14 protein-coding genes are annotated in these 16,501 nt (G+C 42.4%); 7 read left to right on the top strand and 7 right to left on the bottom strand.

Going from position 1 to position 16,501, the window contains the following annotated elements:
* Positions 1-43: 43 nt before the first annotated feature.
* Complete coding sequence (locus tag FLL45_RS17990; RefSeq protein WP_142943440.1) at positions 44-550, bottom strand: TIGR03546 family protein; 507 nt, start codon at positions 548-550, stop codon at positions 44-46.
* 357 nt (positions 551-907) lie between these two features.
* Here FLL45_RS17990 and FLL45_RS22830 point away from each other — a divergent pair, with 357 nt between their 5' ends.
* Positions 908-2,941 carry a methyl-accepting chemotaxis protein gene (locus FLL45_RS22830; protein WP_185964535.1) on the top strand — a complete coding sequence of 678 codons (2,034 nt, stop codon included), beginning with the start codon at positions 908-910 and terminating at the stop codon, positions 2,939-2,941.
* A gap of 344 nt (positions 2,942-3,285) precedes the next feature.
* Here the strand turns inward: FLL45_RS22830 and uvrD are convergent, their stop codons facing one another.
* Positions 3,286-5,445, bottom strand: coding sequence for a DNA helicase II (gene uvrD, locus FLL45_RS17980; protein ID WP_142943439.1), 2,160 nt, complete (start codon positions 5,443-5,445; stop codon positions 3,286-3,288).
* 59 nt (positions 5,446-5,504) lie between these two features.
* Here uvrD and FLL45_RS17975 point away from each other — a divergent pair, with 59 nt between their 5' ends.
* From FLL45_RS17975 to FLL45_RS17965, 3 genes are all read left to right on the top strand, one after another.
* Positions 5,505-6,347 carry a 2-keto-4-pentenoate hydratase gene (locus tag FLL45_RS17975; RefSeq protein ID WP_142943438.1) on the top strand — a complete coding sequence of 281 codons (843 nt, stop codon included), beginning with the start codon at positions 5,505-5,507 and terminating at the stop codon, positions 6,345-6,347.
* 75 nt (positions 6,348-6,422) lie between these two features.
* A complete protein-coding gene (locus FLL45_RS17970) occupies positions 6,423-7,895 on the top strand; it encodes a coniferyl aldehyde dehydrogenase (protein WP_142943437.1) in 1,473 nt (490 codons plus the stop codon).
* Positions 7,896-8,092: 197 nt separating this feature from the next.
* Positions 8,093-9,829, top strand: coding sequence for an EAL domain-containing protein (locus tag FLL45_RS17965; RefSeq protein WP_142943436.1), 1,737 nt, complete (start codon positions 8,093-8,095; stop codon positions 9,827-9,829).
* A gap of 120 nt (positions 9,830-9,949) precedes the next feature.
* Here FLL45_RS17965 and ubiK read toward each other — a convergent pair whose 3' ends face one another.
* A complete protein-coding gene (gene ubiK, locus FLL45_RS17960; RefSeq protein ID WP_142943435.1) occupies positions 9,950-10,201 on the bottom strand; it encodes a ubiquinone biosynthesis accessory factor UbiK in 252 nt (83 codons plus the stop codon).
* Positions 10,202-10,396: 195 nt separating this feature from the next.
* Between ubiK and FLL45_RS17955 the strand changes: the two genes are divergently transcribed.
* The gene (locus FLL45_RS17955; protein WP_142943434.1) at positions 10,397-11,329 is read left to right on the top strand and encodes an acyltransferase; all 933 of its coding nucleotides are present in this window, start codon (positions 10,397-10,399) and stop codon (positions 11,327-11,329) included.
* A gap of 147 nt (positions 11,330-11,476) precedes the next feature.
* On the opposite strand, the gene FLL45_RS17950 is transcribed toward FLL45_RS17955, so the two are convergent.
* Positions 11,477-11,857, bottom strand: coding sequence for a SirB2 family protein (locus FLL45_RS17950; protein WP_210247230.1), 381 nt, complete (start codon positions 11,855-11,857; stop codon positions 11,477-11,479).
* Positions 11,839-12,450 (bottom strand): YigZ family protein, encoded by a 612-nt coding sequence (locus FLL45_RS17945; RefSeq protein ID WP_142943433.1) that lies wholly within the window; start codon positions 12,448-12,450, stop codon positions 11,839-11,841. The genes FLL45_RS17950 and FLL45_RS17945 overlap by 19 nt, the downstream gene beginning before the upstream one ends.
* A gap of 337 nt (positions 12,451-12,787) precedes the next feature.
* On the opposite strand from FLL45_RS17945, the gene FLL45_RS17940 reads away from it, so the two are divergent.
* Together FLL45_RS17940 and FLL45_RS17935 are read left to right on the top strand one after the other, a co-directional pair.
* Positions 12,788-13,204 (top strand): MerC domain-containing protein, encoded by a 417-nt coding sequence (locus FLL45_RS17940; RefSeq protein ID WP_142943432.1) that lies wholly within the window; start codon positions 12,788-12,790, stop codon positions 13,202-13,204.
* A gap of 2 nt (positions 13,205-13,206) precedes the next feature.
* A complete protein-coding gene (locus FLL45_RS17935) occupies positions 13,207-14,235 on the top strand; it encodes a CobW family GTP-binding protein (protein ID WP_142943431.1) in 1,029 nt (342 codons plus the stop codon).
* A gap of 94 nt (positions 14,236-14,329) precedes the next feature.
* On the opposite strand, the gene pepQ is transcribed toward FLL45_RS17935, so the two are convergent.
* Both pepQ and FLL45_RS17925 read right to left on the bottom strand, forming a co-directional pair.
* Positions 14,330-15,652: a Xaa-Pro dipeptidase gene (pepQ, locus tag FLL45_RS17930; RefSeq protein ID WP_142943430.1), complete on the bottom strand. Its 1,323-nt coding sequence runs from the start codon at positions 15,650-15,652 to the stop codon at positions 14,330-14,332.
* Between the two features lie 151 nt (positions 15,653-15,803).
* Positions 15,804-16,337 (bottom strand): Mpo1 family 2-hydroxy fatty acid dioxygenase, encoded by a 534-nt coding sequence (locus FLL45_RS17925; RefSeq protein WP_142943429.1) that lies wholly within the window; start codon positions 16,335-16,337, stop codon positions 15,804-15,806.
* Positions 16,338-16,501: the final 164 nt, after the last annotated feature.

The following is a 16,501-nucleotide window of genomic DNA, read 5'->3' as shown; positions in this document are numbered from 1 at the left end:
ACCTTCCTCTATGCCTTATTGTCGTTTTCAACAGAGTCGATGATTAATTGGCTGTACTGTCATACAACTGCCAAAACTTAGTGGTTTTTATCAATCTAACAATATGAAATTGTTCGAAACGTTGCATTAATTTGGTTCGGTATTGATTGACTAACAAGATTGACACTGGGTAGAGCACCACCGCAGTAATAACGCCGATTACTAGGCCGCCGATTACGCCACTGAAATAAAAATTACTCCAACGACCAATCAAAGTATTGTAAAAACTCTCCCAAAACGGAATCAGCGATGGGTTTTGTAAAATAGAAAGCCCGATCGATTCGGCTCCCGGGGCAATTAATACCCCCAATAAGGTCAGTAACGGCCACGCGACTAAAAACACAGTCAAATTAACTCGCAGAATTAACACGAAAAAGAAAATGACAATGTTATGAAGAGAAAATAAAGGCGTAAAGCCGACAATGGCTGCTAAGGATATTGCCGCGGCAATTTGCCCAGGAGATTGCTCTGAATTAAGCACCTTGAGTAACTTTGCCAAAATGGAAAGCATGATTTGTCCCTCTAATTAAAGTTCTTATCGACTTCGCTACTGCTATTTTAAATCCCGTATTACCCGATTGAGAACAGCAATGCTACCGATCAATGTCGAACAAGGCTGTTGCAGTCTAACAGCTAACCGCCCACTAATCACAGTGAATGACCAAATACCCGGTAACGCCAGCTCAGATTGGGCATTTAATATTCTCAAAGTACAACAGCTGAATTCAAGGCTAGAATCAATAAATTGTTACTTCAGCCGAGCATTTTCTTGAATTCTTTGCCGTTTAGCTTGTTTTTGCTTAAAAACTAACCTTATTTACAATTTTAGTCTATATTTATTAATAAGTTAGCCACATAAACACTAAAAATGATTAAAGACTTATTTCTCCCCGCAACACTACTGATGAACAAATTGAGGTTTGGCCTCAAGTTTACCTTAGTCGTGGTACTCTTTTTTCTTCCCTTGCTCTATCTGGCATTTAGCTACTTCAGCTCGATTATCAAAGCAACCGCTCATACCGAAAGTGAGCTAGAGGCCGTTCGAATATTGCAGAGCCTTGACCAACAGCAGCAAAAAATGAGTAGCGTGCTGGTCTATGATCTCAACTGGCGCTCCGGCCAAAATGCACCACCAGAGCAAGCGCAAAGAATCCAACAGTTTACTACTCAGTTGAACGATCTACTGGATCCTGAACTCCTCGACGAGCAGCAACTGGCTTCACTCAGGCAGCAGATTGAAAAGTTTAAAACGAGTTTATTGGAACAGACTTCATCACCTAATCGAGCAGGCTTAACACCCGTAGATAAAATCAATGGAAGTCTTTCAAATCTCGACAAGTTCAATAATTTCTATGGTTTGGTCGCCAACATGAAGCAGCTGACCAATGATCCTGAAATCGATACAGTGACCTTATCTCGACTGGTGATAGAAAAACGTCTGATTGCGCTGAATTTCATGATGAGGGCTTTTTTAATCAGTGCCTATGCAGTCGGAGAGCCAGAAGTATCGTCAGTGACCTTCGATGCTTTAAGTATCGTCTCGGATCAACTTGCCAATAACATCGCCAATGTTAGGCAGCTTACCTCGACCGCTGAGGGCCAAGACCCTAATCTTGAGCAACTCATTTTGAGCGATATTGATGTTTTGGTTAAGTTGCTTGATGACAACCTCCTCTTCTTGGAAGATCAATTTTTAGTCGCGGAAGAGGTTACTCTCACTCAATCTCAGTTAGACGAATGGATCAATAATCAACTCGCGCAGTTCTACACGAGCAAAGGCACTTTATATGACGAACTCAATAAACGCTTACAATCGCGAATTAATAGCAACCAAGTAATTTTTTATACTCAGGTGGCGACCTTGGTCGTGGCACTTTTGTTAATCGTTTATCTTTTCGTCGGTATGAGCCTGTCGATATCAATGTCCACCAATAGCTTAAAGGTCGCGGCAATAAAATTGGCCGATGGCGATACTCGCGTTGAATCAACTGTGCGCGCAAAAGACGAACTCGCTGATGCGATCAAAGCCTTTAATCAAATGGCGAGCAAAGTTCATCATTTGGTTGAGTCAGTGCAACAAGCCGCTAAAGGTGTCGCCCAACAAACCGAAGAAGTGGAACAACTGTCTAATCAAACTGGAGAGGCCGTTACTTCACAATTACAAGACACTGGTGCAATCACCAACTCGATCGGCGAATTACTTTCCGCAGTTGCGGATGTCTCAAATAACACCAAAAACGTCGTTGCATCGTTAGAAAGTGCTAACCAAGAATCGGAACAAGGTCGGCAAACTCTCGCTGGTGCGCTTAAAGCTATCGACGAACTCGGTGATGAAATTAAACTCTCCGTCGAAGTCATCAATCAGCTTTCACATCAGTCTGACTCGATTAACCAAGTCCTCGATGTTATCAAAAGTATTGCCGAACAAACCAATTTGTTGGCGTTAAACGCCGCAATAGAGGCGGCAAGGGCCGGTGATCAAGGTCGAGGGTTTGCGGTAGTGGCTGATGAAGTTCGGTCTTTAGCCAAACGAACTCACGAATCAACGGAGGAAATACAAACAACAATTTCAAGCTTGCAAGATGGCGTGAAAAACGCCGTTCAAGCAATGACTCGAAGCGATCAAAAAGCCAACCGCTCGATAGAAGAATCGGCTAAATTGAACGCAGCACTTGATAATATTAGCGAAGCAGTGACCCAGATTTCAGAACAAAACTCCGCCACCGAACAAGCTACTCAGCAACAAGAGAATATTGCTTCACAAATTGAATCCAGTTTGGCTTCCATAAGCCAGATATCCACAGTGACTGAGAGCAACGTTCACCAATCGATTTCAGCTTCACAACAACTGGCCGAATATGTTGCAGAACTCGAAGCAACCATCGCTAAATTTAAAACTTAAAAAAGATAACCTCAAGCCACTAAAACGCTCTGTCTTTTAGTGGTTTTAACCACTCTACCACCAATGTATTAACGAGTAATTCTTTACAATGTCACGCTGATTTTGGGCCTTCGCTCATCCATCACATCTATTTACAAATGTTTACATTTCACGGCGACTAATTATGCAACTATTATCTCGCTGGTGCGTCTTAGTAAATAGACGCAGGTAGCGTCTCCCGCGACCCCTCCTATAGATGCGGGAACTTGGATCTGGTTTCCCCAAGCTAGATTCAATATATGCCTCAAATCTCGTATTTGAGGCTTTTTTTTTGCCTACAAAAACACCTTCGCGATTTTAAATTTCTACAGTGCTTCCAGGCGAGCATACGCCAACATCAATCTTTTCGACTCGCCGCAATCAAAACTCACATGGACCACGGTACGGTCTCCTTCACCCTCAAAATTTAATATCACGCCGCTTCCCCATTTAGGGTGGTTAACCATTTGACCCAGTTTAAATTCAATGCCATCGTTAACCACATCTTGGGTCGCGCCCGATGAAAAAGTCGGTGTCGCAATCTGACTATTAAGCCTGACTTCTTCTTTTAACTGCGCGGGAATTTCTCGAATAAACCTTGATACAGCAGGATAGGTGTCTTTTCCCCAAAGGCGACGTTTCTCTGCATACAATAAATAAAGTTTTTTCATCGCACGAGTGATACCTACGTAAGCTAAGCGGCGCTCTTCTTCTAACTTATCAGGCTCATCCATCGACATCATATGCGGAAAGAGCTTCTCCTCCATACCGGCTATAAAGACTAATGGAAACTCAAGTCCTTTTGCAGAATGTAATGTCATTAATTGCACGCAATCTTCATACTGTTCCGCTTGAGTATCGCCGGCTTCTAGCGAAGCATGCGCAAGAAAAGCCGTCATCGGAGACAGTTCAGGGTAATCATCAACATCAAACTCGCGCGCGGCACTGGCGAGTTCAGCCAAGTTTTCTTTTCTTGCCAAAGCTTTCTCGCCCTTCTCTTTGGCATACATTTCCATCAAGTTAGACGCTTCTATCGTAAGCTGGATCTGTTCTTCCAAGGGTAATTCATGAAACTCTTGGTAACCTTGTTTAATCAGCTCCAAAAACATTAATAGCGCGCCATTGGCTTTTGGTGACAACTGTTTGTCTTCAACCACTTTCCAAGCGGCTTGCCATAAATTGGTTTGTTCTGCGCGCGCTGTCTCGCGAATTTTTTCAACTGACTTTTGTCCCAATCCTCTCGGCGGTGTGTTGACGACACGTTCAAACGCGGCATCATCTTGGTGGTTATACATTAATCTTAAGTATGCTAACGTATCTTTAACTTCAGCGCGTTCGAAGAACTTAAGCCCGCCATAAATACGATAGGGTATTTGCCGTTGGAGTAAATATTCCTCCAAAACACGCGACTGTGCATTGGAGCGATATAAAATTGCGCAGTCAGCAAACGCGTTGCCATCTTCGTGCCATTCATTAATTCTCGACGAAATAAACCGAGCTTCTTCTTGTTCATTGAACGCGGCGTATAAAGAAATTGGTTCGCCTTCATCGTCCTCGGTCCACAAATTCTTGCCCATTCTTTCTTGGTTGTTGGCAATAACAGCATTGGCAGCTTTTAGAATAGTGCCCGTTGAACGATAATTTTGTTCCAAACGGATTGTTTTGACATCGGCATAGTCGCGATCAAACCGCTGGATATTCTCTATTTTTGCGCCACGCCAACCATAAATCGATTGATCATCGTCGCCGACAATAGTGACTCCGCAGTCTTTATTAGAAATCAGCTTCAACCAAGCATATTGAATGCCGTTAGTATCTTGAAATTCATCAACTAGTAAATGTTGGAATCTTTGTTGATAGTGATCTCTAAGGTGTTGATTATCCCTGAGCAATTCATAAGTTCTTAATAACAACTCGCCAAAATCAACCAAGCCACCGATTTTGCAGGCTTCTTCATATTGAAAATATACTTTGCAATGAACACTAGTGAACAGGTCACCCTGGTGTTTTATATCTTTGGGGCGTTTGCCTTCATCTTTTTGTTTATTTATAAACCATTGAGCTTGTTTAGGGGGCCACTCCGTATCATCCAGATTCATTTCTTTCATGACCCGCTTTATGACACGCAACTGATCATCCGAGTCGAGAATTTGGAAGGTATCCGGTAAATTCGCGTCTCGCGCATGCGCTCTGAGCAAACGATGAGCTAAACCATGAAAAGTTCCAATCCACATCGCTGAAGCAGAGTGACCTAAAAGGTTTTCAACCCGGCCTCGCATCTCTTGAGCAGCCTTATTAGTAAAGGTCACTGCGATGATACAGTGGGGCGACAGCTGTTCCACACTAATTAACCAGGCGATTCGGTGAACCAGAACACGTGTTTTACCTGAGCCGGCTCCAGCAAGCACTAATAGCGCGGCATCAGGTGACGATACAGCTTCTCGCTGTGCTTTGTTAAGTCCATCAAGGATCGGTGTGACATCCATAATATGATTCTGTATATTGACCAGCCGAAAAGAAAAATTGTACTCAAGAAGAACCTAGCGTGACCAGACAACTAGTGCTCAAACAAGTAATAGTCTTATTCTACCTGCTTTTGAATTTGACGTCAGCGACAGCAAACGAAAACTTTGCACAAAAGCTCCACGAAGCTTACTTAAACGATCAGCCCACCCCACAAATCAGCCAACTAGCACCCAATTTGAGCGAGCAAGAGGCTTATCAAATTCAAAAAAACTATGTATCTCTGCGCCAATCTCAAGAAACGATTGCAGGTTTCAAGGCCGGTTTAACCTCAACAGCCGGGCAAGCCAAATTTTCGGTTACTCAAGCCTTATCTGGTGCACTATTTTCATCTGGCCATGTTACCGACGCGAATGCTATCCGATTGTCAGACGCGGGTAAGTTAATGATTGAAACTGAAATTGGATTTATTTTGTCAAAAGACATCGAGCAACCCATCACGAGTATTAGCTCGCTCAAATCTCACATTGCTTATGTTGTCGGTGTTATCGAACTCCCTGACATTGGTTTTAGTGGTCCATCAAAAATACAAGGTATTGACTTAATTGCCGCGAATGTAGCGTCTCATCAATTTATTCTTGGACCCTCGACAAATCTTAATGACATTGACGACTTAAACCAACTCACGGTCCAATTGACTCACAACGCCAAACAAGTCAATGGTGGTCAAGGCAGCGATGCATTAAACGATCAGTGGCAAGCATTACTATGGCTCATCAATCAGCTGCTTTCACAAGGTTATCAACTATCTGCAGGGGAACTACTCATCACCGGAGCGTTAGGTAAAATGATCCCCGCTGCCGAAGGTCAATATCAAGCAGATTTTGGCAGATTAGGAAAAATTGACTTTAAAATTAGTCGATGATCGACGATAGTAGAGATGACGGAATTCAAACCGACTACCCCGGCTCGCGACGCAAATAAATGATCAGGATTAGCAATGCATACCACCAATCAAGCATCAGCAGTGAACTCAGATAATACCGAGAATAACCAAACTATCGACCACACAAAGCATCAAATTCAAAACGCTCGCGAAGTTTTCGATTTGCAAAGAGCGACCTTCGCACAAGCCCCTTTTCCTGGTGAAAAGTTGCGGTTGCAGCAACTCAAAGCTTTGAAGACTGCATTACTGAAACACAAAGATAAGTTGGTCAAGGCAATTTCAGCCGACTTCGACTGCCGCTCTAATGACGAATCGTTGTTAGCAGACGTTTTGCCGACCATTATGAATATTGATCATGCCATGAAGCATCTGCGCGCATGGATGAAACCAGAGAAACGCAAGATACACTGGCTATTTCAACCAGCGAAAGCAGGGATCATGTACCAACCACTGGGCGTTGTTGGAATTATGGGCGCCTGGAATTACCCGGTTTTTCTAACCCTAGGACCATTAGTCGCTGCGATAGCTGCCGGTAATCGCGCAATGGTAAAACCTTCCGAACATTGCCCTTATACCAACCGAGTGCTAAACGAAATCATTCAAGAATCTTTTACCCAAGATGAAGTTTACTTAGTAGAAGGCGGAGTTGAGGTAGGCGCTGCGTTTACCGAACTACCATTTGACCATATTTTATTCACCGGCTCGACCAAAGTTGGTCGTTTAGTCATGTCCGCAGCGGCCAAAAATCTCACCCCTGTCACGCTAGAACTTGGCGGTAAGTCGCCTGCAATTATTGCTTCAGATGTGAGTGCTGACTTTGCGGTTGAAAGAATGTTGTTTGGTAAAACCTTAAACGCCGGTCAAACCTGCGTCGCACCGGATTACGTATTATGCCCAGAAGATAAAGTAGACGGGTTAATCGAAGCCTTTAAAGATCAATTCAGTGTTCTCTACCCTGATGTGAATAATGGAGACCGCACTTCCATTATCAACGAAGGTCAACACAGCCGTCTTAGCGATTGGCTAAAAGATGCACAAGATAAAGGCGCAAATATCATCCCCCTAAGTGAAGAAAACCCCAAAGTAAAACGCTACATGCCACTGTACTTGGCCACTGATGTATCGATGGATATGACCATCATGCAAGAGGAAATCTTCGGCCCCATCCTTCCGATAGTCACTTATAAAAATATCGAACAAGCTATTCAGATTGTGAATGACGGAGCAAGGCCACTGGCGCTTTACTTGTTTTCGTTTGACAAAGCACTCCAGCAAAAGTTAGCCCTAGAAACCCACTCGGGTGGTATTTGTGTTAATGATACGCTTGTTCATTTTGCCCAAGATGATTTACCAATTGGTGGCGTTGGCCCCTCTGGAATGGGTAAATATCATGCTCAAGAGGGCTTTAAAACCTTCTCCAATGCAAAGCCAATATTCAAACGCGGCCGGTTTAACTCAGCAAAAATGGCATTTCCTCCTTATGGTAATGCGATACATCGGTTTATCTATCGTTGGTTTTTACGCTAATAAATGTTGAATTTTTAGCCGTGGTTATCGCCGCTTGAAATAACTTACATTTTTTTTATAGGCGACCGCAATTTATTGCCTATACTTAAGCGAATTTCAACCAATAAGATGTTTGTGTGATTGTAAAACCTGTCGTATTTAATCAATCAACGCTGTTGAACAAGGAAGAAGTCAAAGCTAAGGATTTGGCAACCTGAATGATTAAAGTTCTGATTGTAGAAAGTTCAACCAATAACTTTCTTAAAATTGAGCGTATTTTAAGCGACGCTACAACGAAGTTTGTTGCGCATCAACTATCCGAGATAAGCTCGCAAGATTTGCTCGCCCTAGAATTTGATCTAATTTTATTGAGTCAGTCAGCCGATCGAAACGATTTGTCGCAACTCGAAGCGATTAAAATGCTGGAAGTCGACAAGCCGATTATTCTACTCGTCGAGCAGCCAGATCCGTTACTCGAAGAAAAAGCGATTCAGTGTGGCGCCGATGACTGCTTAGTCAAAAATAAGCTTTCAACTGAATTCTTAACGCATAATATTGTTCGCGCAGTACAACGAAGTCATAATCAACAGCAAGTAGCTAAGCATGCAACTCATGATAGACTCACCGGCCTTGCTAATCGCTATTTACTTCACGAACATCTCGAACACGCGATATCGTTGTCAAAACGAACTCAAAATCAATTTGCGATCTTATTCATCGATTTAGATAAGTTTAAATTAATCAATGATTCACTCGGTCCTGATATTGGCGACATACTTCTCCAACAAGTTGCTGATCGCTTAATTCATTGTGTCCGCGAAACTGATATCGTCGCACGTTTGGGCAATGATGAGTTTGCGGTATTGTTGGAAAACTGCGGTAGCACCAGAGACATCGCTCTGGTCGCTGAAAAAATTCAAGCGTTCATGGCCAACTCTTTTGTGATAAACAATCATGAATTGTTCCTTACTGCCACTATTGGTATTGCTAGTTTCCCAGAATGTGGTCTCGAACCTGCCATTCTAATTAAAAGTGCCGAATTAGCTTTGCACAAAGCGAAAGAGAAAGGCCGTAATAATTTCGAATTCTACACGAGTGAATTCAATCGAGAAGCGCGTTTTAAGTTAGAGCTGGAAAAAAGCCTGAGACGCGCACTAATTAATGGCGAGTTTGATATTCATCTTCAACCGCAAATTATTCCTCACAGCGAAACGGTGGTGGGTGCAGAGGCACTATTACGCTGGAAGCACCCACGCCATGGCTTTATTTCACCAGCCATTTTTATTCCTTTGCTTGAAGATCTCGGCTTACTCGCCGGCGTCGAAGGCTGGGTGATTAATCAAGTCTGTTCTTTTGGCAAAAAGCTTACCGATAAATTTGGCGAACTCAGGTTTTCAGTCAATATTTCCGGCTCACATTTTAAAACTGGCAACCTGAAAGAAAATATCTATTTGGCGCTTCAATCAAGTTCTATGGACGCCAATTGTTTAGAGGTTGAACTGACCGAAGATATCATGATCGAGCATGTCAATGATTCCAGCAACATACTCAGCGAACTCAAAGAAATTGGTGTTTCTGTCGCTTTGGACGACTTTGGTAAAGGCTACTCCTCATTAAGTTATTTAAAAGACTTTCCTGCGGACATTCTAAAAATCGACAAAGCCTTCATCGACAACCTGGTCACCGACAAACGCAATGCGGCAATTGTTGACTCGCTGGTCGACCTTTCTCATAAATTAGGGATCAAAGTCGTCGCCGAAGGCGTTGAGGAGAAACAGCAGCTTTCACAACTAATGAAAATCGATTGTGATTATGTCCAAGGCTACTACTTTGCTAAACCTATGCCTGTGTCGGAGTTTGAGGAGTTTGTCGCAAACCGGCGAAAACATAAGCGCCTAATCGACAGTCAATTGAGTCAAAAAAGCCGGCCAGTGCAAACTGATAAATTGCTTTGAAAAGTCGGTATGCGCTTACAAATTTCCGCAAAACAATGACCTCTAGGAACCGACCTAACTATGCAGTAAAGTCAGCCCGGTCAATTAGAAGTCTGGGGTAAACAAAACGATAGTAACACGCTATTCTTTTGCCGATTTTTCTTCAATTTCCGCGACGATTTTTTCAAGCGCCTCAATTTTTTCTCGCGTTCTTGCCAATACTTTGGCTTGTGCATCAAACTCTTCTCGAGTGACTAAATCCATCTTAGCTATCATAGACTGCAGTATCTGTTTAAATTGCTGATGGATATCTTCTTGGAACGCTTTGGCACCTGGCGGTAATACATCTGAAAGTTTTTGCGCTATCTCATCTAATTTACTGGCATCTAACATAGAGTGGTCTCGATTATTGTAGGCTGCTGAATTTTAGCATATTAAACTGATTTGCCTAGATGAGAGTCTCGATTAAGCTGTGGAGCTTACCAACTAATACGTTAGACTTTCCGGTTTGAAAGCGACAACTTGTTTGGGAACTGTCAGACTATTGCGTATAATGAGCCGGTTTTTTCATGATTTAGACGCAAATATATGTTAGCTAAAATATTACCTGCCCAATTGGTGGGTCTTATTTCTTTTTCATTTCATACACTTAATACGTTTTTTTGGTTTGTCCCTATCATTTTGGTAGCACTAGTAAAGTTTCTACTACCAATCAAGCCGTTGACTAATGTTTGTACGTTAGTGCTTAATTTTTTCGCTTCTTGCTGGATTTCAGTTAACACTTACATCACCCGCTGGAGTAAGCCCATCGCCTGGGACATTGATATACCCAACGACTTATCGCCAAAAGAATGGTACTTGGTCGTCGCTAATCATCAGAGCTGGGTCGATATTCTGGCACTCCAACAGGTATTCAACCGTAAAATTCCATTCTTAAAGTTCTTCCTTAAGCAAGAATTGATTTGGGTGCCTGTGCTTGGCATTGCTTGGTGGGCTTTAGACTTCCCGTTTATGAAGCGCTACACCAAGTCTTATATAAAAAAGAATCCTCACAAAAAAGGTAAGGATTTTGAAACAACCCGAAAAGCTTGCGAAAAATTTAAAACTTTACCGATTTCTATCATGAACTTTGCTGAAGGCACGCGCTTCACCAACGAAAAACACCAGAAACAAAATTCTCCCTTCGAAAAGTTATTGAAACCTAAGTCGGGCGGTATCGGTTATGTTTTAACGTTGATGGGCAATGAAATTCATAAACTCGTCAATGTCACTATCGACTACCCTGATAATGAGATGTTTACTTTTTGGGATTTTATGTGTGGCAAGGTTCGCAAAATTTCATTACACGCGGAAGTAATCGAAATTCCTGCAGAATTGGCTGGTGACTACATTAATGACCCTGAAAACCGCAAAGCTGTTCAACAATGGATTAATAGGATCTGGCAAGAAAAAGACGACCGGTTAACTGGAACGATCAACGAAAAAATTGATTACACCATGGAGCGTAAATCCGCCAATTAATAACCATTTAGCGGTGCTCAAATAGTCATAATACAATGGCACATTTTCTAACTGAGCTAGGCTGCTATCAATCACTTCAAAACCGATAGCAACCACTAGGATAATTAAGCCGTCGTAAACTAATGTTTTATGTTTTTTAAGCATTGATTAAAAGGCTAACGCGGGTTTAGCAGAGGCTAGATAAAACATCCCAAGTACGGATGCAACGGCGATAACAAAAGCAACGCTTCTGATTTGTTTGGTCTTACCCCGCTTCAAAGCAAACACACCAGCTACGATGTACACTACCAATAGAACCACTTTGGCCGTTATCCAATTTACAACAAAAGGATACATCTGAGTAATGACAACTAAATAAATTGCCGCGCCAAGTAAAATAGTATCGTTAATATGCGGAAGAATTTTTACTGGTTTGGCACCGAGTAATTTATTATCTGTCATCATCCAATAACCACGCAGCAAAAAGCCCACTAGCGAGAGGGTTGCGGTTAACATATGAATACTTTTAACTAATTGGTAACTTTCCACTGAATTTGCCCCTTAAATTTATTTTGTATTGCTTGCTTTAATTCTTCATATTGCTCGATTGCAACCTGCAGAGAAACACTTATCTTTGTTTGGAAGTCGAAGTTTACCCCTTCCACTTGAAAATCTTTAATAATGTACTCGCAATCTTTCTGTTGCGCATAGTCTATATCGAACTCGAGGGATTTATATTCGACTTTTTCTTCAGTCAACAGAGATTCTAACGCGAGTTTAACGCCACCACCATAGGCTCGCGTTAAACCACCTGTACCCAACTTAGTCCCCCCATAAAATCGAGTACATACGGCGACAATATCGCCGATACCAGAGTGTTGCAGGACATTGAGCATTGGCTTGCCAGCTGTGCCGGAAGGTTCTCCATCATCACTACAGCCTAATAAGGTTGTACTACTAGGGTTGCCAACAATGTACGCCCAACAGTGATGAGTCGCATCTGGAAACTCACTGTTTAGTTGCTTAATAAAACCTTTCGCAGCTTCAACCGTCGTGACATTTCTCACTCGGGTAATAAATTGACTATTTTTAATAATTTCTTCGACGTCTATAGGCGCTGCAGGTACTTGATAGCTTGGCATAGGTTTTAGCTTAAATCAGAGACCTGCAGATCTTATCATGCTCAGTCTTCCACGACTAACTGATTTGCTGCTAACCCCGTTAACCACTGAGTTTAGGCTCTCAAACAATTAATTGGATAAAACACTTTACTCACAAAATGATACAACATATCATTTGCGCTCTCGTTTTTACTTACGATGGCTCAAAAAGTTAAGGTTTCAACCGTTCTCTTAAGTGAGCGAAAAATACATGGTGCCTCTAATTCAAGAGACAAACTGGATTACGGAGCGTATCCAGTAATGTCGTTCATCAAATTGAGTCGACAAATGCTAATCAACTGATTTCAAAGAAAATACTATGAATATAGCTCATTTCCTTCAGCCCATTGGAGACAAGACTGCCATCGGTCTTTCTTTCCTGTGTGTTGTCCATTGTTTAATATTGCCGCTGCTATTAATCTTAGTACCATCAAGTACCCTTCAGATGTTCAGCGACGAGGGATTTCATCAGGGCATACTAATCGCTGTTTTTATCAGCAGTTTCACTGCGCTGACGATTGGTTTTAAAAAACACAAACAGATATCAATTGTCTATTGGATATCCGCAGGCCTAATGATATTGTTCTCTGCCGCGCTACTAGGTCACGACTTGCTCGGCGAATATGCTGAAAAAATTTTAACGGTTCTCGGTGCTGCAATTATTGCTATCGGCCATATCAAAAACTACAAAACCTGTTGCCACAGTGACCGTTTAGCGCAACGCGATAGCCAATAAATATGTCACCTAACAAAATTTCTGCAGTGCCAACCAACGTAATAACCGGCTTTTTAGGGGTAGGAAAAACTACTGCGATCCAACAACTACTGAAAAACAAGCCTGCACAAGAACGTTGGGCGATCCTTGTCAACGAGTTTGGCGAAATTGGTATCGATGGTAGCTTCTTGCAAGGAAAGCATCGTGAAGATAATGGCATTTATGTTCAAGAAGTTCCTGGCGGTTGCATGTGCTGTACAGCTGGCTTATCAATGCAAATAGCTTTAAATCAATTACTGAGTAAAGCACGGCCTCACCGGTTATTGATTGAACCGACTGGGTTAGGGCATCCGGTCGAAGTAATGGCATGTTTAACCGCTGACCATTACCAAGATGTTTTAAATATTCAAAGTATTATCACTTTAGTTGATGCAAGAAAACTAACCGACGATCGCTATACAAATCACGAGACTTTCAATCAGCAGATCAAAGTAGCCGATGTTGTTGTCGGCAACAAACAAGATCGTTACAAAGATATTGAACAAGCTAATTTGGTTGATTATGTCAATAGGATTAATCATCAAAAAGCGACGGTTCATTTTGTCAGCCATGGGAATCTGAACTTTGATTGGCTTAATTATCCATCTAAATTCAAAGTCATCAAACAAAATAAAAGCCACCACTCTGCGAAATCCGTTTCAGTGTCAAGCAGCCCGTTAGGGTCGCCTTCAGATCAACCGATTCCCGACAGCGGATATCTCAAGGCAGTGAATCAAGGAGAAGGCTTTTATAGTATCGGCTGGCGTTTTTCTCCCGAGTTAACCTTTAGTCGCGAGCGATTACTCGATTGGATTAATGGCTTAGCAATAGAACGACTCAAAGGCGTGTTTATCACTGAAGAAGGCATTTTCGGTTATAACTTAAGCGACGATGTTTTAACCGAAATGATGATTGATGATTGTTTTGAGAGCCGGGTTGAAATGCTATCGAGTGAAGTGAGTGCTGACGAAGAACAAGGGCTACTTAACTGCATAGAAAAAACTACCCGCTAACAGCGGCTTAGCTGAATCGCGCATCAAACAACGATAAAACAACAAAGGCTCCCAATCGGCGCCTTTGATTTTTTGAGGGATCGACTGGGGTAAACTACAAAGCGGCAAATGCTTCTCGCGTTAAATTTAATACGCCGTTCTCTTGAACCACAATATCATCTTCAATTCTAATCCCACCGAATGGTTTAAATGACTCCACCCGTTCCCAATTTACTGATTTTGCATGTTCGGTTGCCTTTAATTGCTTAAGCAGCATATCGATGAAATACAGTCCTGGCTCAATTGTAAATGCCATTCTTGGCTCCATATTTCTGGTACTTCTTAAGAAAGGATGCGCACTCGGTGGTGAATTGATTGCACCAGTTTGGTCGGCAAATTGTCCACCAACATCATGAACTTGAAGACCAATTAAATGACCTAAGCCATGAGGAAAGAATGTTGCTGTAACGCCTGACTCGACCATAGATTCGGGTGACATATCGACAAAATTAAACTGCTTTAATAGATGCGCAATCTGTTGATGAGCCGCAATATGTAAATCAAGGTATTGCTGACCCGTTTCAATCGACGCGATACAATTTAGTTGCATTTCATCCATCGCAGCGATCAACTCTGCAAATTCGTTTTGCTCGAACGAGTAAGTCCGGGTGATATCGGAATGGTAACCATTAAAACTTACTCCCGCATCAATCAAAAATGAACGCATTGTTGCGGGTACTTTCGACTGACATTCTTGGTAATGAAGTATCGCAGCATGTTCATTTAGAGCGACGATATTGCCGTATGGCATCTGATGCTCCATCATGCCGCTCGCTTCGACATAAGCAAGATGGATCTGTTGTTCGCTTTTTCCTGCTCGAAATGATTCCTCTGCTACTTTGTGAGAGTGAGCCGCAAGTTGATTGGCTTTCAATAAACAAGCAATTTCGTAATCACTTTTGTATGCTCGTTGCCAGTAGATGGCGTTAATCACTTCAAGCGGATTCAGTTTGGCACGGAGGTAATTTTCCGTCGCTTCGGTTTGTTCGCCTAAAATTGCGACGGTTTCAGCGTCTTTTGGCAACAGTGCTAATGCCTGAGTTAACTGAGATACAACTTCAATATCAAAATGCTGTGGCCAAATACCCTCTGGATCCGACGGCGGAGTGTGCCAGTAGTCTTCAGGTTGGAAGTAGATAAGCTGCGGTTTACCCGTTAGTCCAATAACAAGATAACTATGGGGCAACTCAGTCAGTGGCACATATGTTCGGAACAGAAAGCTCGACTTAAAAGGGTAATCCATATCATCTTGATACACTCTAATCGGCGTCCCTGAAGGTACCACCAGATATTCAATATCATGTCTTTGCATGATTTGACGATGCCGAGCGAGCAGATCGGCAAGATGCTCGCCATAAAGCGCGGCTAAATTTGACACTCTTTGAACCCCTTAAATCGCGCTTTCCGCGCATCTTTGACATGAAACTGGCACCATCTTAATGGCTTTATTGAAGCGGCGCAATCAGGTCGGACTTGAGCGGCAAAACGTCTAAAGCGAAATTATTCTCGGGGTTCAACGTCGAGTGGCACTAGCTTTGCTTTGCCGCCTCAAATGCGCGTCGCTTTTCCACAGCCATTGGGGTAATTTCCGCTTCTAGCTGTTTTTCCCAACCACACATAAAATAGACTTCGGCCATTAAGAAAAAAGGACCGATCAGAAGTTGGTTTAAATCATCGACAAAAGCAGGTTTCGCTTTTTCATAGTGATGACCAATAAACTGAATCACCCAACCCACAAAAAAGACTCCTACTGCGATCCACAACGCATTCGGGTTTGCTGCCACAAGCGTCGTCGTGTAAACAACGGGAACAATAAACAAAAACAAGCCCAACGATAGTCGCCAATGCAGCTTAATATAATAAATAAACACCAATCCGAAAAAGACCATGGCTGGGGTCAGACTGAAACTCACACTAGCAACAGAGACAGGAAACGAGTAAAGACTCAACAGCAAACTCAGTGACCAGATTATCGATGGCACGCCGATAAAATGAGTCGCGATATTTTTCTTACTCAAATGGACGCTTTTGTAGGTTGATAGTTGCTCTTGTGCGGTTTTCATCGGTACGCCTCTAGTTGTTAATCTCGCAATAATGAGCTTTTTAACGCGTTTTGTAAAGTGGTCGGACAGGGCCTAAAATTGTCTAAAAATCATCCAACGAGATAAATTCAAACACTTGTTTAAATTCTGGTCAAACCTGTTATACTCAGCCTCCTGTGTTCAAC

The organism is Aliikangiella marina (assembly GCF_007004765.1).
GTDB classification, from domain to species: domain Bacteria; phylum Pseudomonadota; class Gammaproteobacteria; order Enterobacterales; family Kangiellaceae; genus Aliikangiella; species Aliikangiella marina.
This window is presented reverse-complemented; position numbering and strand designations above follow the sequence as displayed.